Here is a 25,951-nt window from a genome sequence, read left to right as displayed (position 1 = left end):
TCTTAGCGTAGTCATTATGGAGAGATAACATGAACAAAACCCGGTATGACAGATTCCCGGAGGTGGCCGTTGCGGGATATCCCAATCAGGCCTGGCGCGGCTGGGAATCGATTATGGCGGTGCTGAAGGCGCGGCTTTCCGGCGCGACGCGCACGGTGTTAGTTATCGATTGTTACCCCGGTGTACGGCTTAACGAACTGCAATCACAGCTATTGGCGGATCTCAATGCTGCGCTGACGATCAATAGTGAGACCGCACGAAAAAATACGCAGGCGCTGCATCATCTTCTGGCCCGTAATCTGACGGATGACCGGGTATTTGGCGTTCTCTCCTGCCATCAGCTTCACGAATTTTTCGACGAAGCGCAGCTAGATACCTTGCGTTTACAGGTTGAAAATATCCGGAGCGGGCTGGTGATCGTCTACGGGCCTGGCGCATCGCTGGTCCATCCCGGCGACGTGCTGATCTACGCCGATATGCCGCGCTGGGAAATCCAGCAACGCATGCGCAGCGGCGAACTGGGCAACTGGGGTGCGGAAAATAGCGATGAAGAGTTGCTCAGGCGTTACAAACGCGCCTTCTTCGTCGAATGGCGCGTCTTCGACAGGCATAAAACGCCGCTGCTCAAACGCATGGATTATCTGCTGGATACGACCGTCGCCGATGCCCCCGCGATGGTTAGCGGCGAGGCGCTGCGCGCGGGGCTGGAACAAACGACCCGGCGGCCCTTCCGCGTCATGCCGTTCTTCGATCCCGGCGTGTGGGGCGGCCAGTGGATGAAAGAAAGATTCGATCTCGATCCCTCAGCGCCAAACTACGCATGGTGTTTTGATTGCGTGCCCGAGGAAAACAGCCTGCTGCTACGTTTTGGCAATGTGCGGATCGAGATCCCCTCTCAGGATCTGGTGCTGCTCTACCCCCGTCCGCTGCTGGGGGAGAAAGTCCATGCTCGTTTTGGCGCAGAGTTTCCGATCCGCTTTGATTTTCTCGACACCATCGGCGGTCAGAACCTGAGTTTCCAGGTGCATCCCCTGACGGAGTACATTCAGCAGCAGTTCGGCATGCATTATACCCAGGATGAGAGCTACTACATTCTGGATGCCGAACCCGGCGCAACCGTGTATCTGGGTATCAAAACCGGAACGCAGCCGCAGGCGATGCTGGCGGATCTGCATGCGGCGCAACGCGGCGAAAAATCCTTTGCCGACGATCGTTTCGTTAACGCGATCCCGGCCCGCAAGCACGATCACTTTCTGATCCCGGCAGGCACGGTGCACTGCTCCGGCGCGGGAACGATGGTGCTGGAGATCAGCGCTACGCCGTATATTTTTACCTTCAAGCTGTGGGACTGGGGCCGCCTGGGAATGGACGGTATGCCCCGTCCGGTGCATCTGAACCACGGCGAGCAGGTGATTGACTGGCAGCGCGATACCGACTGGGTGATGCAAAACCTGGTCAACCGTATCGAACCGCTGGCGGAAGGCGACGGCTGGCGTGAAGAGCGTACCGGCCTGCATGAGCGTGAATTTATCGAAACCCGCCGTCACTGGTTTACCGCCCCCGTCCTGCACCATACCCACGGCGGGGTGAACGTGCTGAATCTGGTGGAGGGTGAAGAAGCGCGGGTGGAAAGCCCCTCCGGCGCTTTCGAACCCTTTATTGTGCGCTATGCCGAAACGTTCATCATCCCGGCGAGCGTGGGCGAGTACCGCATTTCGCCGTGGGGGAAAGGTCAGGGTCAGCAACTGGCGACGATCAAAGCCTGGGTAAGGGGGTAATCATGATCCATTTTATTGTCGCCACGCATGGGCCGCTGGCGTCGGCTCTGCTGGAGAGCAGCCGGATGGTGTATGGCGAGCTACCCAACGTTCGGGCGGTGACGCTGACGGAAGAGGCGGGTATTGACGGTTTTCAACAGGCGTTTTCCCGCGTGCTGGCCGACGCCAGCGAGGGTGCAGATGGCGTGCTGGTGCTATGCGATATGCAAAGCGGCACGCCGTGGAATGTCGCCTGCCAGTTTGCATTTTCGCCTAAGACGACGCCGCCCGTGGCGGTCGTGGCGGGCGTTAACTTCCCGATGCTGCTGCAAACCGATGAGGTGAGTCATTTTTGTGACGTGCACGCCGCCACCCGGCAACTTATCGCGCTGACTCACCCTACGCTGATCCAGGCGGAGCTGACGGTATCAGCCCCGCCGGATGATTTTTAAGGAGTTGCTATGAGTATTTCATTTGTTCGCATCGACGACCGGGTTATTCATGGACAGCTGGTGACGCGCTGGGCGAAAGAATTGCCCTGCGACGGCATCGTCGCGATTGATGACGCCGTCGCCGCCGATCCGCTCCTCTCCTCAGTGATGAAAGGTGCCGTGCCGGATACTAAAGTCTGGCTCTTTACGACCGCCACGGCGATCGAAAAATTGCCAAAGGTGATCGCCAGTGAAAAAAATTACTTCGTGATCGGCAAATCGCCGGTCACGCTACAGCGCCTTGAACAGGCCGGGATCAGCCTGAAAAACGCCAACGGCAAAATTAACGTCGGCCCGATGAGCGCGCGTGCCAACACCACTACCATTGGCCCAAACCAGTCGGTCAATGGCGACGAGATTGCCGCGTTTAACTGGCTGACGGAGCACGGGCACATTGTTGAATTCCGCCTGGTGCCCGATGCCAGCGCTTATCAGTGGCAGGATGCCCGGCAAAAACTGAAATAAGGAGGCGACGATGTTTATTGAAGCTACATTGATCGGCATTCTCTGCTATCTCGGCGCGCTTAGCTGCCCCTGGCTACTGGGGCTGACCGGCGGCTGGTATCTGATCACCCGTCCGCTGGTCTCAGGGTTACTGGTCGGCCTGATCCTTGGCGATGTGAAAACCGGCATTATGATTGGCGTGGCGGTGCAGGCCGTGTATATCGCGATGGTGACGCCGGGCGGCTCAATGCCCGCCGATCTGAACTTCGTCGCTTACCCGGCGATTGCGCTGGGGGTGCTCTCAGGCCAGGGGCCGGAGGTGGCGGTCGCGCTGGCGGCGACGATTGGCATTGCAGGCACTATTCTGTTTAACGCCATGATGGTGCTGAACTCCTTCTGGAATCATCGTGCGGATACGGCGATAGAACAGGACAACGCACGCGGTATTTACCTCAACAGCGTGATTTTTCCGCAGGCCACCAACTTCGTGCTGCGCTTTGTGCCTACGTTTATTGCCGTCTATTTTGGCGCGCAATATATCAGCGGCTTTATGGAGAGCCTGCCGAAAATCGTGCTTTCAACCATGAACGTGCTGGGCGGCATCCTGCCTGCCGTCGGGATCGCCATCTTGCTTAAGCAGATCATCAAGAGCTACTCCCTGCTGATCTACTTCCTTGTGGGCTTCGTCTGCATTGTTTTTCTCAAGCTGAATATGGTGGCGCTGGTGATTGTCGGCGCGCTGCTGGCGCTGATCCACTACAACTACAAACCGGAACCGCCGCAGAGCGTTAATGCCCCGCGCGCGGCCGATGATGATGAGGATGAATTCTGATGGAAGAGCGCAAACTTAACCGTCGCGATCTGCGCCGATGCTGGCGGGCGTGGATGATGCACAACCTGTCGTCAATGAGCTTTGAACGCCTGCAATCGCTCGGTTTTTGTCTTAGCCTGCTGCCGGTCGCTCGCAAACTTTATCCGGATGCGGCGCAGCGCACGGAGATGCTGCGGCGTCACGCCTCATTTTATAATACCGAACCCCAGCTCGGGGCCATCGTTAACGGCATGGTGCTGGGGCTGGAGGAGAAACGTGCTAACGGCGAACCTATCGACGGCGAAACCATTAACACGTTAAAAGTCGGGCTAATGGGCCCGGTGGCGGGCATCGGCGACTCGATGATCCCCGGTATGTTAATTCCCATTTTGTTGAGCATCGGGATGGCGCTGGCGGCGGGCGGCAGCATTCTCGGCCCCCTGTTTTATACTATCGCCTGGCTGGCGATCATTATCCCCGGATCGTGGCTGCTGTTTCTGAAAGGCTACAAAATGGGTTCCGGCTCGGTAGAGATGCTGGTAAGCAGCAAATCCACGCGCCTGCGCGAAGCATTATCATTGCTCGGCGTCTTTGTGATGGGCGGCGTGGCGGCCAGCTACGTTAAGCTTGGCACCGGCCTGGAGTTTATTACCAAAGAGGGGGTGAACATCCACGTTCAGCAAATGCTGGATGGCATTTTCCCCCAGCTGCTCCCGCTTATCGTTGTGCTGGGAACGTGGTATCTGATGGCGAAACGGGGCGTATCGCCAGTAAAAGCGATGTTGCTCCTGCTGGTGCTGGCCGCCATCGGCGTGCTGACCGGCCTGTTCAGCGGATAAACCGCAGGCATTTTCAGCCTTTCTGATTAATGAAAAGAGAGGCTGAAATAAAGTAATACGACAAATAGCACGCTAATAACTCTTTTTATAATCTGGCTTCTTTACTCAAATAAAAACCACAGCGGGAATTGCTGTTATCGCTTTGTGCAGCCAATTTTTTATTCTGAACATCAGGAGATAATCATGAATAAGATAGAGGGATTTCTGGAAAAATGGCTTATCCCGACAGGAAACTGGGTGTCGCGCAACAAAACACTAACTATATTAAAAAACGCAATGGTCTCTTTAATTCCGATTACCATCGGCGGATCGTTTGCACTGATTATTATGTATTTCCCGTTTATTGAATCCGTGGTAAACGCAGAGACGCTTTTATTAGTGAGGCAAATACTTTCCCCTATCGTGGATATCACACTAGGATTAATTTCGCTTTACCTTATCGTCTGTATCGCCTGGTTTTATGCTAAAGAATACGAAATTTCGGTACTGTTTACCCTGTTTGTGGTCTTAGGCTCGTTCCTGATTTTAATTCCTTTTACGGTGGTATCGGAAAACGGCACCACCAGCGTAAGCATTCCCACTCAATATCTGGGTTCTGCCGGCATGTTCGTCGGTATTTTTTCCGCTTTTTTCTCCTGTACGCTCTATCGCTGGCTAACGTCAAAAAACCTGGCGATTAAGCTGCCTGATATGGTACCTCCGAATGTCGCAAACTCATTTTTGTTTCTGCTGCCGTTGATTATCACTTTCCTGGTGATGGCGTTCGTTCGCTTTGGCTTCTCGCTCACGCCTTACGGCAGTATGAACAAATTCATTTATGAGGTGCTGCAATCGCCGATGGTGAATATCGGTACCGGCCTCATTCCCACCGTGATCGCCGCTCTTTTCGTCCAGTTGTTCTGGTTTATGGGGTTGCACGGGCAAAGTCTGGTCGGGGCGATTATGTCGCCGCTCTGGCAGGTGGCCTCCACCGCCAACGCCTCGGCATTTGCGGCCGGCGAGCCGCTACCGTACATCGTCACCCAGCAGTTTATGGAAGTGTTTATCTGGCCGCAATTTTTCTCGTTGGTTATCGCGCTGGTGTTATTTGCGAAGAAAGCCACGGCGGGGGCCGAAATCGGTAAAATTTCCGTACCCGCCGGTATATTTAACATATCTGAGCCGGTGGCGTTCGGGCTGCCGGTGGTATTGAACGTCTTTATTCTTATTCCCTGGGTGCTGGTTATGGTGGTTTTTGTGATCAGCACTTATAGCTTTATGCATTTTGGTATTGTTCCCCGGCCTACAGGCGTCCAGATCCCCTGGACCACTCCGCCATTAATATCCGGCTTCCTCGCCACCAACTCGATTATGGGCGCGGTATTACAGGCTTTTAATTTATTCATTGGCGTACTCATATGGCTGCCATTTATCAGAATCATTAATAAACAGAATACGGTTAAATAAGAAGGAGCGAATGATGTTTTACCCATTTCCGAAACATTTTTCCTGGGGCAGCGCGATTTGGGCGCAGGGAACCGAAGGTGCCTGGGACCAGGATGACAAGGCCGCAACGGTATATGAAAAATATCACCAGCTACAGCCAGAACGCTTTTATCAGCAACAAGGCCCTGATGAGACCGTAGACTGGTATCATCGTTATCCCCTGTATCATGATTATCTCTCACAATTAAACCATCAGAGCTTTCGCACGTCGATCCTGTGGGCAAGATTGATGCCTGACGGCAAGAACGTCGATCCGCAGGCGAGAGACTACTACCAGACCATCTTCCGTGACTTAAAACAGCGCGGTATGGATGTTTATGTTGTGCTGTACTGGTTTGATATGCCGGTACTGTTTGAAGATCGCGGCGGTTTTGGCAATCGTGAGGTGATTGATGATTTCGTGGCGTATTGCCATACGTGCTTCGCGTTGTTCGACGATCTGGTGGATATCTGGCATATCTATAATGAACCGCGGGTGGACGCCGACCTTAAGTATTTAGATAATCGCTGCTACCCAAATATTGTCGATTTTCGCTATCACAGCCAGGTGATTTTCAATATGGTGCTGGCACACGCTCGCGTCGTCGAGTGTTATAAACAGCATCATTTTAAGAAAAAAATCGGTTCGGTTATCGACATTAACCACGTCTATCCCCGCAGCCAGAGCGCGGAAGATGTCCAGGCCGCGGAGATCTTCGCGCTGTTAAACTATCGCTGTTTTCTCGATCCGCTGATCCACGGGCGCTTTGCGGAAAACTATTTCACCACGCTTGCAGAGATCGACGCCGCGCCGCAGTTTACGCCTGACGATTTGCAGATCATCGCCAACAATACGATTGATGTCCTCGGCATTAACTACTATTTCCCCGCCAGGGTAAAAGCGAAACAACGTGCGCCTGAAGCGGGCGAAAAAAAGGATCGCAACGCTTTTTATGATTTCTATGACATGCCGGGCCGGGTGATGAACACCTCCCGCGGCTGGGAGATTTATCCGCAGGCGCTATACGATACGCTGATGATGATTAAGCAGGACTATCGCAACGTCGAATGCTACATCAGCGAAAACGGCATGGGCGTGGAAAAGGAGTGGAACTTCCGGGGTGCAAACGGCGAGATTCAGGACGATTACCGAATCGAATTTTTGCAGCAGCATTTGCGCTGCGTACACCGGGCGGTGACAGAAGGCGTTAACCTGCGCGGTTATCACCTGTGGTCGTTTATCGATTTATGGTCGCCGAGCAATCAGTTTAAGAATATGTATGGCCTGGTTGAGTTTAATCCGCAGACGAAAGAAACGCGGCTGAAAAAGAGCGCCCACTGGTATCGCCAGCTGATTGCCGATAACGGGTTTACGTTGCCGGATACTGAGGAGTAGTCATTTTCAGGTTGCAGGGTACGCTCTGCAACCTGATATTTTCATCGATCAGGGATGAAAATGGTGCCACAACGGTGCCGCTTTTTCCGGCGTAGAAATAAACTGAAAGCGCGCCGGGTCGGTAATAAATTGTTGATAGACAGGCTCGTCCGTAATACCAAACTCGGTGTATTTGCGCGGCGTGATCACCTGTAGCCGTCCGGGTACATAATGGGCGTTATGCTGCCAGATGATATTGTTATCCTGCACCAGCGGATACCATGCCAGCCCTTTATGCGCCCTTACCGCCTCATACTCAAATCCGTATTCACGATCGCACCATGCGCCGAAGGTCAGCGCCTCGTCCGGGCTGGCCGAAATCGTGGCATGCCCCCAGCCCGGCGGCACCAGCACTTTTCCCCCGGCCCGGCAAGGACAGCAAAGCAACGCCCCGGATCGTCTTCAACGTACTCCTGCATATAGATGATGGCCTTACCCTGCCAGATTTCATACAGCTCCGGCGGCGACCAGCCGCTGTGCTGGCTGATACGGTGGATGTGGCCCTGGCTGCGAATCGGCTCATCGCCAAGTTGACCTGCCGCATAGGTGACCACGCCAAACAGCAGCATCCGTTTTTCCAGCTCCTGACGATCCTGTAGCCGGGCCACGTCCATCGCGATGGCATAGACCTGATCCGGCCCGTCGCAGTCGGGATCGCGCAGCGAAGCGCGGATCTGATCGAGAGTGCGGATCTCCGGCATCGGCCCGGTAACGTCATTACCGTAGCTGAATCCCAGCGGCTGAGCGTGGATCGACATATCCAGACCATAATCAGTCATGGTTTATCTCCTTAACCTGAGCCTCTCCGCCTTCCTCCACTACACGCACCGAGAATCCCTGCGCCAGAGCGGCGTAATCGTGCCCTGCCGCGCTCGGCCAGACGGCCAGTGCGGAGAGAATATCGCTACCGGTGTTAATCAGACGATGGGCGGTAAAGCCGGGGATAATATGCACCGATCCGGGAAAGACGTGTTCAAGGCGCGCCGCGCCCTGCTCATCCTGCAACAGCAATAACCCGGTTCCTCGCAGGCCACAATACACTTCGCCCTGCTCGCGCCGCGCATGAAAATGCCCGCGCGTCATAAAGTATTCATCGCCGACTTTTCCGGGGTTCAGATGAGTCACGCCGGTGTATAGCGCGCCTTCTGTAGAAGCGGTATCCAGCATCTCCACCTCATAAACAACTTCATGAGGCGGGTACGCCTGCCACGCGTGTTCATCGGTAAAGACGTTTGCCAGGCTGCTAATACAGGTCGATTTGCGAATGAGCGGCCCGCCAGAGAACAGGCCGCTGGCCCACGCCACCTGCGGCGGCTGGGTGATTGAAATGTTCATATTTTTCTCCGGCCCAAGGAGAACAGCGGGGAAAGGATAACAGATTAATCGATTAACCTTGACGGGCGTCGTCCGGTTTTGCTGAAGCGATCACATTTACGGGGGAAAGTGCCGGACGGCGCTAAAACGGCGGCGTCCGGCTGAGTTACGGCAGGCTTACTCTACTTCACGCACGTCCACGCGCAGCTCTTTCGGGACTTCAAAGACGATATTCTCTTCACGCCCTTCCAGCGGGATGGCTTCGCCGCCGCCGAGTTCCTGCAGGCGGGCAATCACGTTCTGCACCAGAATGTCCGGGGCAGATGCGCCTGCGGTAACGCCGACGCAAGCGGCGTCTTTTACCCACTCTTCCTGGATATCGGTAGCATCATCAATCAGATAGGCGGCTTTGCCCATCCGTTGCGCCAGCTCTGCCAGGCGGTTGGAGTTAGAGGAGTTTTTCGAGCCGACGACCAGCACGACATCCGCCTGCTCCGCCAGCGAGCGTACCGCTTCCTGACGGTTGGTGGTGGCGTAGCAAATGTCGTCCTTACGCGGGCCGACGATTTTCGGGAAGCGTTCGCGCAGCGCGTCGATGACGTCGGAGGTATCGTCCACCGAGAGCGTGGTTTGGGTCATAAACGACAGTTTGCTATCGTTTTTGACATCCAGGGTGAGAACGTCTTCCGGCGATTCGACCAGATACATACCGCCTGCCGGGTTGCTGTACTGGCCCATCGTGCCTTCCACTTCCGGATGCCCGGCGTGACCGATAAGTATGGACTCTTCACCGCGACGGCTGGCGCGCGCCACTTCCATATGCACTTTGGTTACCAGCGGGCAGGTCGCGTCAAAGACCGTGAGATCGCGGCTTTTGGCTTCGTTACGCACCGCCTGTGAGACGCCGTGCGCAGAGAAAATCAAAATAGCGCCGTCCGGCACTTCGCTGATTTGCTCAATGAAGATCGCGCCGCGCTCGCGCAGGCTGTCGACCACATAGCGGTTGTGCACCACTTCGTGACGCACATAAATCGGCGCGCCGTAAATCACCAGCGCGTTCTCAACAATGCTGATAGCGCGGTCTACCCCGGCGCAGAAGCCACGCGGGTTGGCCAACAGGATCTGCATTTTATGCCTCCAGTACCGGATCGATTTCCAGTACTTCAATATCAAAATGGACGGTTTGCCCGGCCAGCGGATGATTAAAATCGACGGTGATGGAATCGCCGTTAATTTCACGGATCACGCCCGGCATTTCGCTGCCATCCATAGCGGTAAAGAGCATAATCGCCCCGATCTGCGGTTCTCCCGCGTCCATAAACTCGCGGCGCGAGAAGTACTGAATGAGATCCGGGCTGGGAATACCAAACGCCGCATCCGGCTCCAGGGAAAAAGCGGTTTTCTCCCCGGCCTTCAGGCCCAGCAGATGCTGCTCCAGCCCTTCGGAAAGCGAGGCATCGCCGAGGCGAAACAGCGCAGGCTTGCCGTTGTTGCGGGTTGACTCAGCGGTAGAGCCATCTTCCAGTTTCAGCGTGAAATGCACCAGCACCGCGCTGTTGCTCTGTACAGATTTAGACATGCAGATTGCTCACTTGTTTTAGCCGGTGACGCAAGGCGATCCGGGCTTATAAGGTACCGATAGTACCGGACACGCTGGCCTGGCAATACCGCGTGCCCGGTGGCGCTGCGCTTACCGGGCCTACAAAAGACCAAACAAACGCAACGCCACCGGACATTACATCCACAACACCCCAGGCCGGGTAAGCGCAGCGCCACCCGGCATCACAACCACAACACCCCAAGCCGGGTAAGCGCAGCGCCACCCGGCATTACCCGCTACGCCCGCTCTTTCGCGGCGGCCTTCGGCAAAAAGCCTTCCAGCACAATCAGCGCCGCGCCGATACAGATCGCGCTGTCGGCGAGGTTAAAGGTCGCAAAGTGCCAGTTGCCGACGTAGAAGTCGATCATATCGACCACGAAGCCATGCCATAGGCGGTCGAACAGGTTACCCAGCGCGCCGCCGATAATCAGCGCGTATGCGATGTTATTCAGCTTTTGCGTGGCCTTTGTGCGGTACATCATGACGGCGAGGATCACGCTGATCCCTACCGCAATACCGGCAAAGAACCAGCGCTGCCAGCCGCCGCTATCCGCCAGAAAACTAAACGCCGCGCCATAGTTACGCGCATAATGCAGATTAAGCGACGGGAACAGAGACACCGTATCCCCCAGAGCAAAGTTCTGGAGGATCAGGTATTTACTGCCCAGATCGATAATCAGCACGACTACCACCAGCCACAGCCAGCGTAGCCCTGTTGAAAAGATCGGTTTACTCATCAGGCGAACTTACGTTTTTCGCCGTCACCGGCGACGTTGACTACACAGCGTCCGCAAATTTCTGCGTGTTCCGCCACCTTACCGACGTCCTGAGTGTAATGCCAGCAGCGCGGGCATTTCTCACCTTCGGCTTTGCTCAGCGAGACTTTCAGTCCCTTGAGCAGTTCGCTCTGCTGGGCATCAGCAGGCGCGTTCGCATAATCCGCGACCTGCGCCCCGGAGGTCAACAGGACAAATCGTAATTCGTCGCCCAGTGCCACCAGTTTAGCCGCCAGTTCCGGTTCAGCAAACAGCGTGACCGTCGCTTCCAGCGAGCCACCGACTTTCTTGTCGGCACGCGCCTGTTCGATGACCTTGTTCACTTCGCCGCGCACTTTCAGCAGCTCATCCCAGAAGGCATCGTTCATCGCTTCGGTTTCCGCGAGGCCGAACAGCCCCTCGTACCACTCGCCGGTAAAGACGTACTGTTCACGTTCGCCCGGCAGGTAGCCCCAGATCTCATCCGCGGTGAAGGACATGATCGGTGCCATCCAGCGCACCAGCGCTTCTGCGATATGGTACAGCGCGGTCTGGCAGCTACGACGCGCCACGCTGTCCGCTTTTGCGGTGTACTGGCGGTCTTTAATGATGTCGAGGTAGAACGAGCCCATTTCGACGGAGCAGAAGCGCATCAGGCGCTGTACTACTTCATGGAAATCGTAGCTTTCATAGGCTTTAAGGATCTCCTCTTGCGCGGCTTTCGCGCAGCCGACGGCCCAGCGGTCCAGCACCACCATCTCTTCTGGTTTCACCATGTCTTTCGCCGGATCGAAACCATTCAGGTTTGCCAGCAGGAAGCGCGCGGTGTTACGGATACGACGATAGCTGTCGGCGGCACGTTTGAGGATCTCATCAGAGACCGCCATCTCGCCGGTATAGTCGGTAGATGCCACCCACAGACGCAGGATATCCGCGCCCAGCTTGTTCATTACGTCCTGCGGCGACACGGTGTTGCCGATGGATTTGGACATCTTGCGGCCCTGACCATCGACGGTAAAGCCGTGGGTCAGCACCTGGCGATACGGCGCTTTGCCTTTCATCGCCGTGGAGATCATCAGCGAGGACATAAACCAGCCGCGATGCTGGTCGGAACCTTCCAGATACATATCCGCCGCGTGACCGGAAAATTCCGGGCGCACGTCAACCACTGAAGAGTGGGTAGACCCGGAATCGAACCACACGTCGAGGGTATCCGGCACTTTGACATAATTGTCTGCGTCGTCGCCGAGAATATCGCGGCTGTCGAGATCCCACCATGCCTGGATACCGTCCACTTCAACGCGCTTCGCCACGTCTTCCATCAGTTCGAGGGTGCGCGGGTGCAGCTCTTCGGTGTCTTTATGCACGAACAGCGACATCGGCACGCCCCAGGTACGCTGACGGGAGATGCACCAGTCAGGACGGTTGGCAACCATCGATTCGATACGCGCCTGGCCCCAGTCCGGGATCCACTGCACGCCTTTAATTTCAGAGAGCGACTGCGCGCGCAGACCTTTTTGATCCATGCTGACGAACCACTGCGGGGTGGCGCGGAAGATGATCGGCGTTTTGTGACGCCAGCAGCACGGATAGCTGTGCTGCATTTTTTCGACGTGCAGCAGCGCGCCTTTTTCACGCAGCAGTTCAACAATCAGGTCGTTCGCTTTGAAGACGTTAACGCCGTCCAGCCCCGGATACGTCCCCGGCAGATACGCGCCGTCCGGGCCAACCGGGTTAGCGATTTCCAGACCGTATTTCTGGCTGATGGTGTAGTCGTCAGGACCGTGGCCGCCTGCGGTATGCACCGCACCGGTACCGGCATCCAGGGTCACGTGATCGCCCAGAATGGCCGGCACGTCGAAGCCCATAAACGGATGGGTAAAGCGCATCAGTTCCAGCTCGGAGCCTTTTACGGTGCCGAGAATGGTGTGATCCGCCACACCGATACGCTGCATTACGCTTGCGACGAGGTCTTTCGCCAGGATCAGCGCCTGGCCGTCGATTTGCACCAGCGCGTAGTCAAACTCAGGCGACAGGGAGATCGCACGGTTCGCAGGCAGGGTCCACGGCGTCGTGGTCCAGATCACCAGTGAGATCGGGCCGCTGACGCCCGGCAGGCCAAATTTCGCCTGGATGGCATCCTGATCGACGGCTTTAAAAGCCACGTCGATAGACGGAGAGGTTTTGTCGTAATACTCCACTTCCGCTTCCGCCAGCGCAGAACGGCAGTCCACGCACCAGTGCACCGGCTTCGCGCCTTTGTGCAGGTGGCCGTTGCCAATAATTTTACCCAGCGCGCGGATGATGTTGGCTTCGGTTTTGAAGTCCATCGTCAGGTACGGATGCGACCAGTCGCCCAGCACGCCCAGACGGATAAAGTCTTTACGCTGGCCTTCAACCTGAGTGGCAGCATATTCGCGGCATTTAGCGCGGAACTCGGCGGCGGTGAATTTCTCGCCCGGCTTGCCAAATTCCTGCTCCACTTTCAGCTCGATCGGCAGCCCGTGGCAGTCCCAGCCCGGCACGTACGGCGAGTCATAACCGGAAAGCCCTTTGGACTTCACGATAATGTCTTTCAGAATCTTGTTAACCGAGTGACCTATATGAATGCTGCCATTCGCATAAGGAGGGCCATCATGCAGAATGAAGGTTTTTTTGCCTTTTTTGGCTGCACGGATGATGCCGTACAGGTCATCATCGGTCCAACGCGCCAGCATTCCCGGTTCGCGTTTGGCGAGATCGCCACGCATCGGGAACCCTGTTTCCGGCAAATTCAGGGTTGATTTAAAGTCACTCATCAGATTCTCGTTTCCGTATTTATCACTCAGGCGTTAAGCCGGGTTTGATAGCCCAAAAAACTCGCGGGCGGTTAATTCATCTTTCGCGATTTGCGCTTTTAGCTCGTCCAGCGAGGCAAATCGCTGCTCGCTGCGTATCTTTTTACGCAGTATCACATCTATATGGCGACCGTAAAGGTCCATTACAACGTCCAGCAAATGCACTTCCAGTTGCTGACGTACACCCGCCACCGTCGGACGGGTGCCAATATTGGCGACGCCTAAAAAAGGCTGTTCGCCGAGGCCCATCACCTCAACCGCGTAGACCCCTTTGACCGGGGAAACCTGACGGCGCAACGGCACGTTCGCCGTCGGAAAGCCGATGGTGCGCCCCAGCTCATCGCCGTGGACCACGCGCCCGGAGAGAGTAAACGGGTGCCCGAGCAGGCTGGCGGCAAGATCAAGATCGTCGCTGGCCAGCGCCTGCCTTACGGCGGTACTGCTGATCCGCACCCCGTCTTCGCAGAACGTTTGCGTACTGGTTACGTCAAAGCCAAATTCCGCGCCAGCTCTCTGTAATAACAAGAAATCGCCCTGCCGACCAGCACCAAAGCGGAAATCGTCACCCACGGCGAGAAACTGCACGCCGAGGCGGTCCACCAGCAGGTCGCTGATAAACGCCTGGGCAGTTAAGGCGGCAAAGCGGCGGTCGAATCGCAGGCACAGAACATAGTCGACGCCGCACTCCGCCAGATAGCGCAGTTTTTCACGCAGCCGGGTCAGGCGGGCGGGCGCTTTGTTAGCGGCAAACAGTTCCAGCGGCTGCGGTTCAAAAATCATCACCACGACCGGGAGATCGCGCGCTTGCCCCTCGGCGCGCAGGTTTTTCAGCAGCGCCTGGTGTCCGCGATGCACGCCGTCGAAATTACCAATGGTTAGCACACACCCGCGCGGGGCCTGGCTGAGGTTATGTATGCCGCGTATCAGCTTCATCTCTGGCTCAAAACAGTGAAAATCGTCGGATTATACCTTGTACAGGGGTCGACGTTAACCCGCGATTGCATCGTAAAGCAGAAAGGACCAGGGATTTCATCAACCTTACCGCCGGATACAGGAAAATCTGTCGCCGCAGTGCGAATTTTATGGCGGAAAAGCTGTATTCACGCCGCACAAGCTGGTAGAATCCTGCGCCATCACTACGTAACGAGCGTCGCCATAATAACGGCGCTTATTTGCACAAATCCATTGACAAAAGAAGGCTAAGAGGGCATATTCCTCGGCCTTTGAATTGTCCATAAAGATCACATTTGGGAGTTGGACCTTGGCTAATATCAAATCAGCTAAGAAGCGCGCCGTTCAGTCTGAAAAGGCTCGCAAACACAACGCTAGCCGTCGCTCTATGATGCGTACTTTCATCAAGAAAGTATACGCAGCTATTGAAGCTGGCGACAAAGCTGCTGCACAGAACGCATTTAACGAAATGCAACCGATCGTGGACCGTCAGGCTGCTAAAGGTCTGATCCACAAAAACAAAGCTGCGCGTCATAAAGCTAACCTGGCCGCTCAGATCAGCAAACTGGCTTAATCGCCTGCTTGTTGTCGCTTTGTGAAAAACCCGCTGAATGGCGGGTTTTTTTATGGGCGTAAAAGCATCAGTTTGCGTATTTGCTGGTAAGGTAAACGATCGGCAAAAAAGGCCCCGGATTTCTCCGGGGCCTTGTGCTATTTATGCCTTATTGTGAAAACTTAGTAAGCGCCCAGATCGGTCCAGACATCGCCCTGGCTGCAATGTTTATCCGGCTGCTCGCCACAGCACCACCATTTCACCTGGTAGTTATGGCCTTTCCAGCTGACAATTTCGAAAGAGCCCCAGGTCGCGCCGTAGACGGTAGTTGCATTCCACAACGGATGAGGCGTCTCTTCGTCTGCGGTATCGTCTTCCGGCTGTGGTTCAACATCGTCCTGGTTGTCTGCTTCATCTTCTTCGCGCTCGTCTTCTTCCTCGTCAGGATCGATACTGGAAGAGGCCGGTACGACGGTGAGTACAAAGCGCTGCTGCGTTGACGGCTCACCGTTAACATCGCGCACGAACAGCGTAAAGGTGAACTCGGTATCTACAGCAACCTTCGGCACGTTGAACTCAATAACTTCAGCCGTTTTATCGTCGACCTCGATATCCGCAGGCACGCCCCAGCTATAGTGCAGCGCATCGTTGTCTTCATCGGACGATTTCGCGCCGGAGAGACGGATGCGGGAGCCACCAACCACCAGCAGCTCAATGGCCGCTTTAGGCGCGTGGTTTACCGTCGGAACGTCATCTTCTTTTTCGTCTTCAGACGGCTCCTGGTCTTTGTCATCCTCTTTTTCTTCGTCGCCCTTGTCTTCTACGTTGATGCCTTCGAAGTAGAACGGCTCCATATCAATGACTTCTTTGCTGATTTCATAGCCCAGACCTTCGCGCACCGCGTTGACCAGCACGCCGTTGTCCTGATCGACCGTCCAGGTAAACACGCCGCCCAGACCCAGGTTCGCCGCATACTCGCCCTTGGCTTTAACTGAACGCGGGGTATCCAGCGACATAAACAGTTTGGACTGCGGATTGAACAGGTAGTCCGCATTCGCTACCTGGTCGGTGTAAACGTTGAAACCGTTACGGCCTTTCTGGTTTTCCAGATCCAGGTAGTTGTAAATGATGTCGTACCATTCAGAGGTGCCGGATTCAAACGTACCGGTCGTGGATTCATAGTCACCGTTTGCCAGTTTTTTACCTGGGTTATAAGTCCCTTCCAGCGGGGAAAAACTGGTGATTTCGGTGTTGCGGCTGTTACGGGTATAGCCCGCATAGCCGATGTTGATACGTTCCGCCGGGAAGCCTTCCGCCAGCAGGTAGTTAACAATCGTTTCAACAGACCAGCCGCCTGCGGTCAGCGCCTTCAGGTTGGTATGGTGCGCCAGCGTTTCTGCCCACGGGGTACCGAAGAAGTCGTAGGTCATCACGTTGATGTAATCCATACCGGCGTTAATCATCGTTTTGAGATCGATAGATTGCAGCTTTTGTACCACGGCGGAGGCAGCGATGGTGATTTTCACGTCGCTGCGGCCAGCCGCGTCCAGCTGTTTACGCACTTCAGCGATCAGCAGGGCAAAGTTCGCACCATCTTCCGGTCCATACGGGTTGCCGACAGCTTCATCGTTCGGGTATTCCCAGTCCAGATCCACGCCGCTGAACATCGGGAACTGTTTGAATAGTTTGACCAGCCCTTTGGCGAAGATCTTACGCGAAGCATCTTTCGACGCCGTTTCATGGAAACCGTTACTCATGGTCCAGCCGCCGATGCTCATGGACAGCTCAAGGTTATGGCCCTGCTTTTTCGCTTTAGCCTGTAAATCACGCAAGCCACCAAGGAAACCTTTGGTATTCGCCTGGGTTACGGTTTTCGGATCGACATCCCAGCCGCTAACGTCAAAACCGACGTTGGTGTAGGTCTGGAAATCGCCCCATGGGTCGAGGAAGGTCGGTTCGTATTTCACTTTGCCGCAAAGTGCAGCCGCTTCCGCCACTACGTCGCGGGAGTCTCCGTCCATTTTATGAAAGCCAACGATACCAACGAAGCCCGCAATAATTTTGTCGTAAGCGGTCGGCGACACGTTGGTCAGGTCGTAGCCGCGGCCACGGTTTTTAGGAATATCATCGCCTTGCAGACGCGAGTCGTACTGAGACCAGTCGGTAAAGTAACCAAATACTTTTGGTTTAGTGGTATCTGCTTTGTACTGGTTATAGACCGGCTTAGCGACGCGTGCAGAGGTGTAGCTCAGTTTACTGTCGTCAATTGCCGGGTTAAAGCCGTCAGCGGCATTACTGGTTTCCGTCAGCGTATCGCTCTGAATTAATTTACTTTTAGCCATTTTAATATCCTTTTAATGTGAATGGATTGCGGTTTGTTGTCCGTGGCAAATCATCCGTTAACAGGCGATCGAGGGCTAATCACAAAGCAACACAAATTATCGCCGGCGCGTGTGATGGGGGAATGAGAGTCGTGCTGACAGTAATAAGGCAGCCGGAAAGCTGCCTGTGAGGGATAACTCAACAATTGTTAGTCATAGATGATACGCAATAACGTCAGTTGCTTATCCTCATCAAGAAAGGTTTGCTCAACCGTGGCATTAGGTGAGGTGATACTGGTGCTCAGGTTTTCAATAATGATATGACGCTCAATCGTATTTCTTTTCTGGCAGAGGATCATCGGCACACTGGATTCATGCCAGCAGCCGGACTCAATCACCGCGCCTTTAAAGTTAAGCTGCCCGTCAGCGCTGGCGTCATCCGCTAACGCACACAGTGAAAAAAAGAGAACGCCTGATGTTAATAGCCTGATATTCATAATACGTGACACTCCTTTGTATCAGCACGGTATCATTCATATCATCAATTCGCTGGTGACAGGATGATGCCTGCAACATTACGCCGGGAAGCCGCTCCGGCTTCCCCTGCCAGTTAGCCTTTCGCTTTCTGAATTGCCATCAGCAGCATATCCTGCGAGGTGCTGCCTGGAATGACGGTAATTTGTTTTACATCTGCCTCTTTTGCCTGCGGCATCACTACAAATGCTGGCGTTCCGGTAAAGCCCATATGCTGCGCCAGCGCGCGGTTAACCATCAGAGCATCATGTACCGGTCCGCTATCGTGCATCTGTTTCACCGCCGCGATCTGCTCCGCCGTTAAATACCGCTCCGCGCTGGTCAGGATTTCCGGCTCTGTCAGATCGCCCTCCACTTTCCCGGTGGCATACAGCGCATTATGCCAGGCCAGATACGCTTCGCCCCCTTTATTCAGCCAGATTTGCTCACCGATGCGCGCTGCCAGACCTGATGCGGGCCAGCGCGAGGCGAAGATCGGGAACTCTTTAAAGACAAAACGAACATCCGGGTTAGATTTAATGACCTGCTCAACCACCGGGGCCATTTTACTGCACCACGCGCACTGGTAATCAAAGAACATCACCACCGCCGCTTTGGCATTTTTAGGGCCGACGGAGGGGCTGTCCGTTGACAGAAGATCCGCCTGATACTGACGGGCAAGCTGCACGTAAGCCTGCTGTTGGGCAATTTGCTGACGCTGATGCAAACTTTCGCTGGCTGCGACCAGAAATTCCGGGTGATCGGCCAGGTAAGTTGCCACGGCTTCGCCCATTTTATCCGGATGGGCGGTTAAGTACGCTTCTGCGATTTGCCCAATTTGCGCCTGTTGCGCAGGCGTGAATGCGTCAGCATCTGCGGCATTGGCTGCTGGCACCGCGCCCGCCAGGGTCAGGAGAAGGGCCAGACGACTCATTTTTACTGCTTTACGGGACATAACACATTTCTCTTTTCATATCATTGGAGGATTGAGTACACATTTATCGGCGCTCCCGCACGTCGGCGTTCAGCGGTGGCATTACCCGCCCGTAATCGTTGAGGGTTTGCCACTGAAGCTGACAGGCCGCAGTACCTTTGCACCACGCCAGCGCCCGCGTACTAAAGGGCGCGACCACCCCGGCGTTATCCACGGGCTTACCGTTGACGCGAACGTTAAAAAGGGTGACGTAGAATGGCGTGGGATTGTCTACCGCGACGCCATCCGTAGTTCGCAGCCAGCGTAATTGACCATAAGCCTGCTGCGGATCGCCCTTCAGCCCGGCGGGGCGATAAATCAGCTTCAGCGCTGAACGGATCGCCATTTGTACGCTGTCCGGCCCGGCTTTCCCGGACGGTATCGCGGCAACGCTCAGCGTAAACAGACTTTCCCGATCCGGAGGGAGCGGTACGGCGGTACGGATCAGGCGGACTCTATTTTCCTGTCCGGCAGAGAGCGCAAACAGCGGCGGCGTGGCAATAAACGGCGCATCCACAGCGGCAGACACCTTCGCCCCCTGCCAGCGTTGCGCAGAGAGAATTTTGGTATTGATCAGCCATGGCGCGGGCGAGTCGTTGCGGACAGGCACGTCCAGCGCCTGACGTCCCTCAGGGTAAATAAAGCGCGTGCCACCTATGACCACGCCCGCGTTCGCCGTGACGCTGAGCATCAGCAGGCTTAAAAACAGGAAATTACGCATACGTTAAGATAAATGTCGCCGAGGCGTTGGCCGTTCCGGCGGCGACCGTGCTGCCATCCGCCACATAACGCGCATAAAAGTTAAGATGCGCCGACTGCTGCCCCGGTATCAGCGGCTGTATCTGGCTATTTTCGCCGAGGGGAATGGGGCTTTTGTCTTTATTGTAGAGCGCAACGCCGACGCCCGACGCGTTACCGGCACCGGCGGTGAGCGCCAGCAGGTCCGGGTTCTGGCTATCCGCCGCACCGCTAAAGCTGACCGTGACGCCGCTGGCGGTGCTGCCGCAGTTTTCCAGATTGATGGTGAACGACTGCCAGTCGGCCCCTGCCCCGGGCTGATAGAACTGACGGTTCGATACGCTGCCCATGCCAACCGTAATCGTTTCCGAATCGGGCGACAGCGTGCAGGTGTTATCCGTAATGGAACCGGTAACGTAGACTCGCCCGGCGTGCGCCTGCGCCCCCGTGGAAACGATCGTCACCAGTACCAGACTCAGCAAATACTTCATGACCAATCCTTATTGATATTCGAGGTCAAAATACATCACCGCCGTGGCGTTACCGGACGTCACCTGCGGGAGAGTCGATTTGTAGCGGATATAGAAAGAGAGCGTATTTCTTCCCGCCTTTAGTGGATAAACCGCCGAATCGGTATTATTGATACTTACGGGGTCCTGGTTTTCATCCAGAATTTCCACCCCCACCCCGGTGGCCATCATCGCTTCGTTGCCCATTCCGGTGTCGGTCAGCGCCAGCAGCGACGGGTTATTGCTGTCGGCCTCACCGGTAAACCAGACCTTCGTGCCGCTGATACCGCGCGAACAATTGCGCAGGTTAATGTTGAAGGGTTTGAACTTTGTCGTGGTGCCCACGGACTGAAATTCATCGATGGGAAACTGCCCTAAATCGATACTCTGACTCAGACTGGAGAGATCGACATTGCAGGTTTCCGCCTGAATGGTGCCGGTAAATTCAAGGTTATAGCTGTCGTCCGCGCGGACAGCGCCACCGCCAAGCAGCATGCACAGCACGCTTCCCTGTAGCCATTTCAACGTATTCATTTAATCGAAATCCACCCGTAAGCTGGCAAGCGAGGTAAAGGTCCCCTCCTCCGGCGTTTCGCCGGTGGTGCTGACCGGGTAAGCCTGTAGCACAATATTGGCCGCGCCGGTGTCATCGGTGGTAAAAGGAACGGCGCTGGCGATATCATTGGGCGTCAGGGCCGTTCCCTGATTATTGGTGACAACCACGCCGACGTCCGGGTTATCTGAGGCGATAGCCTGGGAAAAATGGGGATCGGGCGTCGCCTGAACGCGCATGCTCAGGTTGACCTGCGAATTAGTACCGCTGCATTTCACCGGCACGTTAAAGGTTCTTGTCCGCACGCCCTCGGGTTTTTCGCCCGCATGTTTAAAGCTGCCGCTATTCAGGGTGCCAAAATCGACAAGAATGGTTTGTCCGGCATTAATTTCACAACTCTGAGGCACGGTAACGCTGCCGCTGTAGGTGATGTTGTAAACCACCTGCGATAGCGGATCGTTGTGGGTCGTGGTGACGTAAACGCTAAACATGTTTTTGGGTGGAATAACTACCGTCCCAATAAACGACTTAACGATTTTAATCTGGAACAGTAAATTGGAATCGCGAATATAAAACGGCGTACCGGCGTTCACATTTTCGTCGTATCCCATATAGACGTAATCAACAGGCGGATAAATCGTGCCTGCCGCAGAATCCTGAATTTCCATCGCGCCTTCCAGGTAGTCAGGATCCAGTTTTAAATATTGCCAGGGACCATTGGTCTCAACCACGGTAAATGGCGTGGTATAAGAACGAAAGGTTCGCCCGGAGGGTGAAGTTCCCGCCGGACAGGTCGCCTGCACATTCACTTCCTGGCTTTTCGCCAGTTGCACCGTCGCCCCCGCCTGATTCTGCGCGGCGGTCAGCGTGGTGCTTAAATCATAATTAATCGCCGACGGCACACCGTTAACGTTTTGACAGACGGCGGCCAGACAATGATTTGCCAGAAACAGAGCCGTGAACAATAAAATACGCGCGTTCATTTAATTGCATTCCACTTTTTGCCGCACCAGCGGTTGCTGAGTATTGGGGAGTTGATAATGCGCCACGCAGCGCTGATCGGGTCCATCGCCCCACTGGGCGGTCAGGGTGCCGTGTTGGCTTAAGCCGGACAGATAGGTTTCGCCATCTTCGCCTGCGATCGTTTCTCCCTGCATATCACCACGCGTGATCGTTGTGCCGAAAGGCACCGGTTTTCCAAGGTGGAGGATGGTCAGCAGGGCGCGCTCGCCGACGTGCGCGTTAAACGTCGCCCGTACCAGCGCGCCTTCGGTAGGCACCACATTGGTGACCGCATCATCGACGTCCACATTGTCGGCCATGGAGTCGACATCCAGCGCCAGACGATTTTGCCGGTAGGTGGTGGCGTAGGGAACCACGGCATAGCCGCGCCAGTCGGTGTGAATGCCCGGCTCCCCTTCGACCTTGACGTTACTCGCGCCGGGAGCTGCGATGAGCACATTGGTGTTACCGAGCGGCTGGCTAAAGGTAATACCGTGCCCGTGTGCCACAATGCCGCCGTTCAGGCCGTAGTTGACCTGTCGGTAGTCACCGTTATTGCTGTCGTTGTAGCCCACATTGGCGTTGCCCCAGGCCCCGTCATACTCAAGGCTGGCATTGCCGCTGGCACCCACGCCGTGATTCTGGTATCCCTGCTGAACGCTGTAGCTCAGATTGTTGTCATCCAGCAGCGTGCCGCTAATCCCGGCGTTTTGCGTCACGTTATGCTGTTTATCGGTGCTGGCGCTGTAGGTCGCATAGACGTTGTGATGGTGCCCCGTCACGTCGCCGCCCGGCTGCAGCCACTGGCTTAACGGTAACGACAGGCTGAGCGCGAGGATTTGGTCGCTCTCATTCTCACCCGGCGCTTTGGTGTAGTTGTAGGTCAGGCTCCAGTTGATACTGTCCAGCGTGCCGCTATAGCCGATTTGCAGCAGAGAGTTAGTTTCATCGGTGTGCCAGTAGCTCTGCTTACTGCCGGTAAAAAAGATCGACCCCATCTGGCCCAGTGGCTGAGAAAGGTTGATCTGCACTTTGCCGCGTTTGGTGTAATAGAGGCTGTAGTAATCCTGCCACTGCGGCTTGTCGTCGTCATCCGGCTGGCCGGTATAGCCTTCCATATGACGCCAGGCAGTTTCATCCAGCGTATAAAAGCCGGACGTCGAGTAGCGATAGCCCATCAACTGAATATGGGTACCGATGTCTTCAAGCGATTTAGCGTACAGAAGTCTTACGGACTGGCCCTGATGTGAGCTGTCATCCGCCAGGGTGCTGCGCGCCTGGGTAATATCCGCCGAAATCGCGCCGAGATCGCCCATATTGACGCCGCTGCCCAGCGCGGCGGCGGTGTAACGATCGGAAAACTGCGTTCCGCCATAGAAGGTAAACCCGTGCGATAAGCCCCACAGCAGAGTCGCCTGGCCGAATTTCACATCCTCTTTCTGACTACTATCGCCCCGGTACTCAGCCGCCGTTACGGCATATTTCATGCGGCCTTAACGCTGGAGTACCGGCACGGCGGAGTACGGCACGACATAACTGTGCAGCGTGCCGTCCGACTCTTTCACCTCTACCGTCAAATCGCCGCTGGAAGCGGTCGGATAGAGATCTTTAATGGTAAATGCGCCCGGCGGTACATAGCTCTGATAAATGGTGTAGCCGTTCTGTTTGATGGTGACCTGGGCATTACTGTTGGCAATGCCGTAAATGGTCGGGGCAAATCCTTTCATGCTGTCCGGCAGCATATTATCGTCGGAGGCGATCTGCATTCCGCGAAAAGGCAGGCTGTCGAACACATCGGCAGGGGTATAGCTGTCGCCTGCCGTTAACTCGCCTTTAAGGGGAATAACATCGCGTTCAACGTAGGTGCTGATGTGCTGCCAGTCGCTTTTTTTCTCTTCGCCGCCGCTATTGTAGTTCCAGGTAGAATAGTCGCGGAGCCGCCACGCGCCGAGGTTCAGGCCGCTGTTTACGCCAAGGAAATAATTATTGCTGGTCGTGCCGCCTTCACTGTTATCGCGGCTGTTCGCGCCGGTGAAATCGTAGTTCAGCGTCAACGCATTAATGCCTTCGTCCCACTGCGCGGGCGGAATGTAACCTCTGGCACTATTTTTCATGGCCGCCTGCGGGATGCTGATATCCAGCCGCTGCCGGGCAAAATCGAAGCGTGAAGAGGCCGCCGGAATGGCAGCGCCAATATCAATGCAGCTATCCGGCGCGGCGGCGGCCAGGGCGGGAAACGCCGCCAGATTCACGCCCATTTGCGCCAGCGCGCCGGGCGTCAGGCAGGCGCTCAGGCCGGTATCATCCCGCAGCGCCTGGATGGAAGCAGAAAGCACCGGCTTCGCCGTCGTAAAGCGAATATCCCGGCTGGCGAGGAAATTTTTATTCAGATAAACGTCGACCCGGTAAGTACCGGGTGCCTGTTCATTGCCCTCAAAATGCGACAGATCGGCCACCGCAGCCGGATCGTCCGAAAGAAAGGCCGGGTTAAAGTAATTCTCAGCCCAGCCTTTCGCGGGCGTCAGTACGCTCGCCATTGCCAGCGCCAACGGCGTCAGCCAGCACTGCACGGCGGGTTTTACGCTCTGCTTATTGCCTTTCATCGCATCAACTGCCGGCGCAGATCTGCGCAGGGGTATTGGCCCCAAAGTCATTGACGGTCTCATACTTCACGCGACCGTCGCCCGCAGCGTTCAGTATCAGGCTGCCCTTTGGCGGCACCATCGTGTTGGCCTGTTTTACCTTGCCGATGTAAAGCTCCACCAGCGACAGGTAGTACGGCGAAGGATTAGAGAGCGTGACCTTGCCGTTAGCTACGTGACAGCGCAGAGAAGCTGGCGCATCAATGGAAGACGTCGGCAGATTTTTCGGGCGGATAAACAGCTTAATCACGCTCTGGGTAGCAATTTGCAGCACGTTGCCCTGGAGCTTACGCTTGTCAACGGAGGGGATCGCTTTGCTGTTGAGGTAAAAGACGCTTTCCCGGTCAGTAGGCAGCGGCGGCCCGACATACATAATGCGCAGCACGTTTTCTCTTTTCGGCTGGATCACAAACAAAGGCGGCGTCACCACAAAATCCGGAGACTTTGTTCCATCGGCATTGGCCACCCATGACTGGATCAGGAAAACGTTGTTTGCAGAAGAGTTGGTGATGGGCAGGGAGACCTGCTTTTCGCCCTGCGGATAGATAACGCGCGTTGCGCCGAGCGCCACGCCGCCCGCGTAAGCCTTCACCGTCGCCCCCATCATGACGATGCCCAGCATCAGCACCGGCGTGAAGGCGATGGCCCGCAGTACAAGCCGTTTTAACATCTGTTTTTTCATCATCGTTGTTCTTTTTCGTCTGGCCCGCGCGGCTTTTTAACGTAAATAGTGCACCGCCTTCCCCCGCAAGGAGGAAGGCGGAAAAACATGAAATCAGGAATACACCATGCTGAAGGTCGCGGTGGCCTCAACGTTACCGGACGTCGCCGCACCGGTAGCGATGTAGTCAACGCTCAGCGGAATGGTATTTCCGCCGTCGATCAGCGTTACGGTTGAGGACGTTTCGCCCACATTCAGAACCTGGCCATCCGGTCCATACAGTTGCAGGGCGACATTAGTCGCAGAACCTGCGCCTGCCGTGTTCGCCAGTGAACCCGGCTGGTTAGCATCTTCCTGGCCGTTAAAAATAACGGCGGCATTCTGGCTAACGCTGGTGTCGCAATCTTCCAGCTTAATGTTGAAGTCTTCTTTCTGGTTTGCGACCATCCCGGCAGTGGTTAATTTCGTGGAACGCACCTGGCTCAGGTTAACCGTCTGATCGACAGAATCAGCCGTTACAGAACAGGCAGCATCAACCACCTGGCCCACGAAATTAACGGTACCGCCGTTCACCGTTGTGGTATCGGCTTCTGCCGCCGACGCCGTTCCACCCGCAGTGATGGCCGTTACTACCATCGCGAATAAATATTTTTTCATACATCCTCTGTTAATCTTAATTACGTGTTAATGACCCTCTTATTAAATACCTGAGCAATGGCCCACCCGCCTGCCCGGCATATGTCTTATACAAAAGGTATAAGAAGAGATCGAACCCCTGGAGCAGGATT

The 25,951-nt window shown here is 55.4% G+C and carries 24 protein-coding genes and 2 pseudogenes; 8 read left to right on the top strand and 18 right to left on the bottom strand.

Going from position 1 to position 25,951, the window contains the following annotated elements; all coding sequences use genetic code 11:
* The first annotated feature begins 29 nt into the window (after positions 1-29).
* From ACMGGS_RS10725 to ACMGGS_RS10695, 7 genes are all read left to right on the top strand, one after another.
* Positions 30-1,778 (top strand): class I mannose-6-phosphate isomerase, encoded by a 1,749-nt coding sequence (locus tag ACMGGS_RS10725; RefSeq protein WP_414166040.1) that lies wholly within the window; start codon positions 30-32, stop codon positions 1,776-1,778.
* A gap of 2 nt (positions 1,779-1,780) precedes the next feature.
* Positions 1,781-2,209 carry a PTS sugar transporter subunit IIA gene (locus ACMGGS_RS10720; RefSeq protein ID WP_414166039.1) on the top strand — a complete coding sequence of 143 codons (429 nt, stop codon included), beginning with the start codon at positions 1,781-1,783 and terminating at the stop codon, positions 2,207-2,209.
* Positions 2,210-2,218: 9 nt separating this feature from the next.
* Positions 2,219-2,713, top strand: coding sequence for a PTS system mannose/fructose/N-acetylgalactosamine-transporter subunit IIB (locus tag ACMGGS_RS10715; protein WP_414166038.1), 495 nt, complete (start codon positions 2,219-2,221; stop codon positions 2,711-2,713).
* Positions 2,714-2,723: 10 nt separating this feature from the next.
* Positions 2,724-3,524, top strand: coding sequence for a PTS sugar transporter subunit IIC (locus ACMGGS_RS10710; protein WP_176918352.1), 801 nt, complete (start codon positions 2,724-2,726; stop codon positions 3,522-3,524).
* Entirely contained in the window at positions 3,524-4,342 is an 819-nt protein-coding gene (locus ACMGGS_RS10705) for a PTS system mannose/fructose/sorbose family transporter subunit IID (protein ID WP_176918353.1), read from the top strand. Before ACMGGS_RS10710 ends, ACMGGS_RS10705 begins: the two co-directional genes overlap by 1 nt.
* 183 nt (positions 4,343-4,525) lie before the next feature.
* The gene (locus ACMGGS_RS10700; RefSeq protein ID WP_414166037.1) at positions 4,526-5,788 is read left to right on the top strand and encodes a PTS sugar transporter subunit IIC; all 1,263 of its coding nucleotides are present in this window, start codon (positions 4,526-4,528) and stop codon (positions 5,786-5,788) included.
* Positions 5,789-5,798: 10 nt separating this feature from the next.
* On the top strand, positions 5,799-7,202 hold the full coding sequence (locus ACMGGS_RS10695; RefSeq protein WP_414166036.1) for a glycoside hydrolase family 1 protein: 1,404 nt from the start codon (positions 5,799-5,801) through the stop codon (positions 7,200-7,202).
* A 48-nt stretch (positions 7,203-7,250) separates the two neighbouring features.
* On the opposite strand, the pseudogene ACMGGS_RS10690 reads toward ACMGGS_RS10695, so the two are convergent.
* From ACMGGS_RS10690 to ACMGGS_RS10655, 8 genes and pseudogenes are all read right to left on the bottom strand, one after another.
* A pseudogene (locus ACMGGS_RS10690) lies at positions 7,251-8,020 on the bottom strand (glucose-6-phosphate isomerase family protein).
* Complete coding sequence (locus ACMGGS_RS10685; RefSeq protein ID WP_414166035.1) at positions 8,013-8,576, bottom strand: glucose-6-phosphate isomerase family protein; 564 nt, start codon at positions 8,574-8,576, stop codon at positions 8,013-8,015. Before ACMGGS_RS10685 ends, ACMGGS_RS10690 begins: the two are co-directional and overlap by 8 nt.
* A gap of 156 nt (positions 8,577-8,732) precedes the next feature.
* The gene (gene ispH, locus ACMGGS_RS10680) at positions 8,733-9,683 is read right to left on the bottom strand and encodes a 4-hydroxy-3-methylbut-2-enyl diphosphate reductase (RefSeq protein ID WP_414166034.1); all 951 of its coding nucleotides are present in this window, start codon (positions 9,681-9,683) and stop codon (positions 8,733-8,735) included.
* Between the two features lies 1 nt (position 9,684).
* Positions 9,685-10,134: an FKBP-type peptidyl-prolyl cis-trans isomerase gene (gene fkpB, locus ACMGGS_RS10675; RefSeq protein ID WP_414166033.1), complete on the bottom strand. Its 450-nt coding sequence runs from the start codon at positions 10,132-10,134 to the stop codon at positions 9,685-9,687.
* Positions 10,135-10,391: 257 nt separating this feature from the next.
* Positions 10,392-10,892 (bottom strand): signal peptidase II, encoded by a 501-nt coding sequence (gene lspA / locus ACMGGS_RS10670; protein ID WP_103678444.1) that lies wholly within the window; start codon positions 10,890-10,892, stop codon positions 10,392-10,394.
* Positions 10,892-13,708, bottom strand: coding sequence for an isoleucine--tRNA ligase (gene ileS, locus ACMGGS_RS10665; RefSeq protein ID WP_414166032.1), 2,817 nt, complete (start codon positions 13,706-13,708; stop codon positions 10,892-10,894). Before ileS ends, lspA begins: the two co-directional genes overlap by 1 nt.
* A 33-nt stretch (positions 13,709-13,741) precedes the next feature.
* Positions 13,742-14,680: a bifunctional riboflavin kinase/FAD synthetase gene (ribF, locus tag ACMGGS_RS10660; RefSeq protein ID WP_414166031.1), complete on the bottom strand. Its 939-nt coding sequence runs from the start codon at positions 14,678-14,680 to the stop codon at positions 13,742-13,744.
* 7 nt (positions 14,681-14,687) lie between these two features.
* A complete protein-coding gene (locus ACMGGS_RS10655) occupies positions 14,688-14,858 on the bottom strand; it encodes a hypothetical protein (protein ID WP_370529683.1) in 171 nt (56 codons plus the stop codon).
* Between the two features lie 150 nt (positions 14,859-15,008).
* Here ACMGGS_RS10655 and rpsT point away from each other — a divergent pair, with 150 nt between their 5' ends.
* A complete protein-coding gene (rpsT, locus tag ACMGGS_RS10650; RefSeq protein WP_061497808.1) occupies positions 15,009-15,272 on the top strand; it encodes a 30S ribosomal protein S20 in 264 nt (87 codons plus the stop codon).
* Between the two features lie 161 nt (positions 15,273-15,433).
* Here the strand turns inward: rpsT and ACMGGS_RS10645 are convergent, their stop codons facing one another.
* From ACMGGS_RS10645 to ACMGGS_RS10600, 10 genes and pseudogenes are all read right to left on the bottom strand, one after another.
* Complete coding sequence (locus ACMGGS_RS10645; RefSeq protein WP_414166030.1) at positions 15,434-17,593, bottom strand: glycosyl hydrolase family 18 protein; 2,160 nt, start codon at positions 17,591-17,593, stop codon at positions 15,434-15,436.
* Between the two features lie 188 nt (positions 17,594-17,781).
* Positions 17,782-18,069 (bottom strand): hypothetical protein, encoded by a 288-nt coding sequence (locus ACMGGS_RS10640; protein ID WP_414166029.1) that lies wholly within the window; start codon positions 18,067-18,069, stop codon positions 17,782-17,784.
* Positions 18,070-18,182: 113 nt separating this feature from the next.
* Entirely contained in the window at positions 18,183-19,040 is an 858-nt protein-coding gene (locus ACMGGS_RS10635) for a DsbA family protein (RefSeq protein ID WP_414166028.1), read from the bottom strand.
* A 43-nt stretch (positions 19,041-19,083) separates the two neighbouring features.
* Positions 19,084-19,779 carry a fimbria/pilus periplasmic chaperone gene (locus ACMGGS_RS10630; protein WP_414166027.1) on the bottom strand — a complete coding sequence of 232 codons (696 nt, stop codon included), beginning with the start codon at positions 19,777-19,779 and terminating at the stop codon, positions 19,084-19,086.
* Complete coding sequence (locus tag ACMGGS_RS10625) at positions 19,772-20,287, bottom strand: fimbrial protein BcfF (RefSeq protein ID WP_414166026.1); 516 nt, start codon at positions 20,285-20,287, stop codon at positions 19,772-19,774. The genes ACMGGS_RS10630 and ACMGGS_RS10625 overlap by 8 nt, the downstream gene beginning before the upstream one ends.
* A 9-nt stretch (positions 20,288-20,296) precedes the next feature.
* On the bottom strand, positions 20,297-20,800 hold the full coding sequence (locus ACMGGS_RS10620; RefSeq protein WP_414166244.1) for a fimbrial protein BcfE: 504 nt from the start codon (positions 20,798-20,800) through the stop codon (positions 20,297-20,299).
* A 39-nt stretch (positions 20,801-20,839) separates the two neighbouring features.
* On the bottom strand, positions 20,840-21,841 hold the full coding sequence (locus ACMGGS_RS10615) for a fimbrial protein BcfD (RefSeq protein ID WP_414166025.1): 1,002 nt from the start codon (positions 21,839-21,841) through the stop codon (positions 20,840-20,842).
* Positions 21,842-24,463, bottom strand: a pseudogene (locus ACMGGS_RS10610) (fimbrial biogenesis usher protein). It abuts the gene before it with no gap.
* 4 nt (positions 24,464-24,467) lie between these two features.
* Positions 24,468-25,184 (bottom strand): fimbria/pilus periplasmic chaperone, encoded by a 717-nt coding sequence (locus ACMGGS_RS10605; protein WP_414166243.1) that lies wholly within the window; start codon positions 25,182-25,184, stop codon positions 24,468-24,470.
* A 93-nt stretch (positions 25,185-25,277) separates the two neighbouring features.
* The gene (locus ACMGGS_RS10600) at positions 25,278-25,820 is read right to left on the bottom strand and encodes a fimbrial protein BcfA (protein WP_414166024.1); all 543 of its coding nucleotides are present in this window, start codon (positions 25,818-25,820) and stop codon (positions 25,278-25,280) included.
* Between the last annotated feature and the right edge of the window lie 131 nt (positions 25,821-25,951).

Origin of the sequence: Superficieibacter sp. BNK-5, assembly GCF_047456055.1 — a bacterium.
GTDB lineage: Bacteria > Pseudomonadota > Gammaproteobacteria > Enterobacterales > Enterobacteriaceae > Superficieibacter.
The sequence above is the reverse complement of the archived record's forward strand: the minus strand, read 5'-3'. Positions and strand labels throughout refer to the sequence as shown.

Excerpts from the sequence above, each read along its gene's own strand:
- ispH (WP_414166034.1), bottom strand. The coding sequence starts at position 9,683 with ATGCAGATCCTGTTGGCCAACCCGCGTGGCTTCTGCGCCGGGGTAGAC.
- ACMGGS_RS10600 (WP_414166024.1), bottom strand. The coding sequence starts at position 25,820 with ATGAAAAAATATTTATTCGCGATGGTAGTAACGGCCATCACTGCGGGT.
- ACMGGS_RS10695 (WP_414166036.1), top strand. The coding sequence starts at position 5,799 with ATGATGTTTTACCCATTTCCGAAACATTTTTCCTGGGGCAGCGCGATT.
- ACMGGS_RS10710 (WP_176918352.1), top strand. The coding sequence starts at position 2,724 with ATGTTTATTGAAGCTACATTGATCGGCATTCTCTGCTATCTCGGCGCG.
- ACMGGS_RS10615 (WP_414166025.1), bottom strand. The coding sequence starts at position 21,841 with ATGAACGCGCGTATTTTATTGTTCACGGCTCTGTTTCTGGCAAATCAT.
- ribF (WP_414166031.1), bottom strand. The coding sequence starts at position 14,680 with ATGAAGCTGATACGCGGCATACATAACCTCAGCCAGGCCCCGCGCGGG.
- ACMGGS_RS10630 (WP_414166027.1), bottom strand. The coding sequence starts at position 19,779 with ATGCGTAATTTCCTGTTTTTAAGCCTGCTGATGCTCAGCGTCACGGCG.
- ACMGGS_RS10645 (WP_414166030.1), bottom strand. The coding sequence starts at position 17,593 with ATGGCTAAAAGTAAATTAATTCAGAGCGATACGCTGACGGAAACCAGT.
- ACMGGS_RS10640 (WP_414166029.1), bottom strand. The coding sequence starts at position 18,069 with ATGAATATCAGGCTATTAACATCAGGCGTTCTCTTTTTTTCACTGTGT.
- ACMGGS_RS10635 (WP_414166028.1), bottom strand. The coding sequence starts at position 19,040 with ATGTCCCGTAAAGCAGTAAAAATGAGTCGTCTGGCCCTTCTCCTGACC.
- ACMGGS_RS10685 (WP_414166035.1), bottom strand. The coding sequence starts at position 8,576 with ATGAACATTTCAATCACCCAGCCGCCGCAGGTGGCGTGGGCCAGCGGC.
- ACMGGS_RS10705 (WP_176918353.1), top strand. The coding sequence starts at position 3,524 with ATGGAAGAGCGCAAACTTAACCGTCGCGATCTGCGCCGATGCTGGCGG.
- ACMGGS_RS10625 (WP_414166026.1), bottom strand. The coding sequence starts at position 20,287 with ATGAAGTATTTGCTGAGTCTGGTACTGGTGACGATCGTTTCCACGGGG.
- ACMGGS_RS10715 (WP_414166038.1), top strand. The coding sequence starts at position 2,219 with ATGAGTATTTCATTTGTTCGCATCGACGACCGGGTTATTCATGGACAG.
- ACMGGS_RS10605 (WP_414166243.1), bottom strand. The coding sequence starts at position 25,184 with ATGAAAAAACAGATGTTAAAACGGCTTGTACTGCGGGCCATCGCCTTC.
- ACMGGS_RS10725 (WP_414166040.1), top strand. The coding sequence starts at position 30 with ATGAACAAAACCCGGTATGACAGATTCCCGGAGGTGGCCGTTGCGGGA.
- ACMGGS_RS10700 (WP_414166037.1), top strand. The coding sequence starts at position 4,526 with ATGAATAAGATAGAGGGATTTCTGGAAAAATGGCTTATCCCGACAGGA.
- ileS (WP_414166032.1), bottom strand. The coding sequence starts at position 13,708 with ATGAGTGACTTTAAATCAACCCTGAATTTGCCGGAAACAGGGTTCCCG.
- lspA (WP_103678444.1), bottom strand. The coding sequence starts at position 10,892 with ATGAGTAAACCGATCTTTTCAACAGGGCTACGCTGGCTGTGGCTGGTG.
- ACMGGS_RS10620 (WP_414166244.1), bottom strand. The coding sequence starts at position 20,800 with ATGCTGCTTGGCGGTGGCGCTGTCCGCGCGGACGACAGCTATAACCTT.
- fkpB (WP_414166033.1), bottom strand. The coding sequence starts at position 10,134 with ATGTCTAAATCTGTACAGAGCAACAGCGCGGTGCTGGTGCATTTCACG.
- ACMGGS_RS10720 (WP_414166039.1), top strand. The coding sequence starts at position 1,781 with ATGATCCATTTTATTGTCGCCACGCATGGGCCGCTGGCGTCGGCTCTG.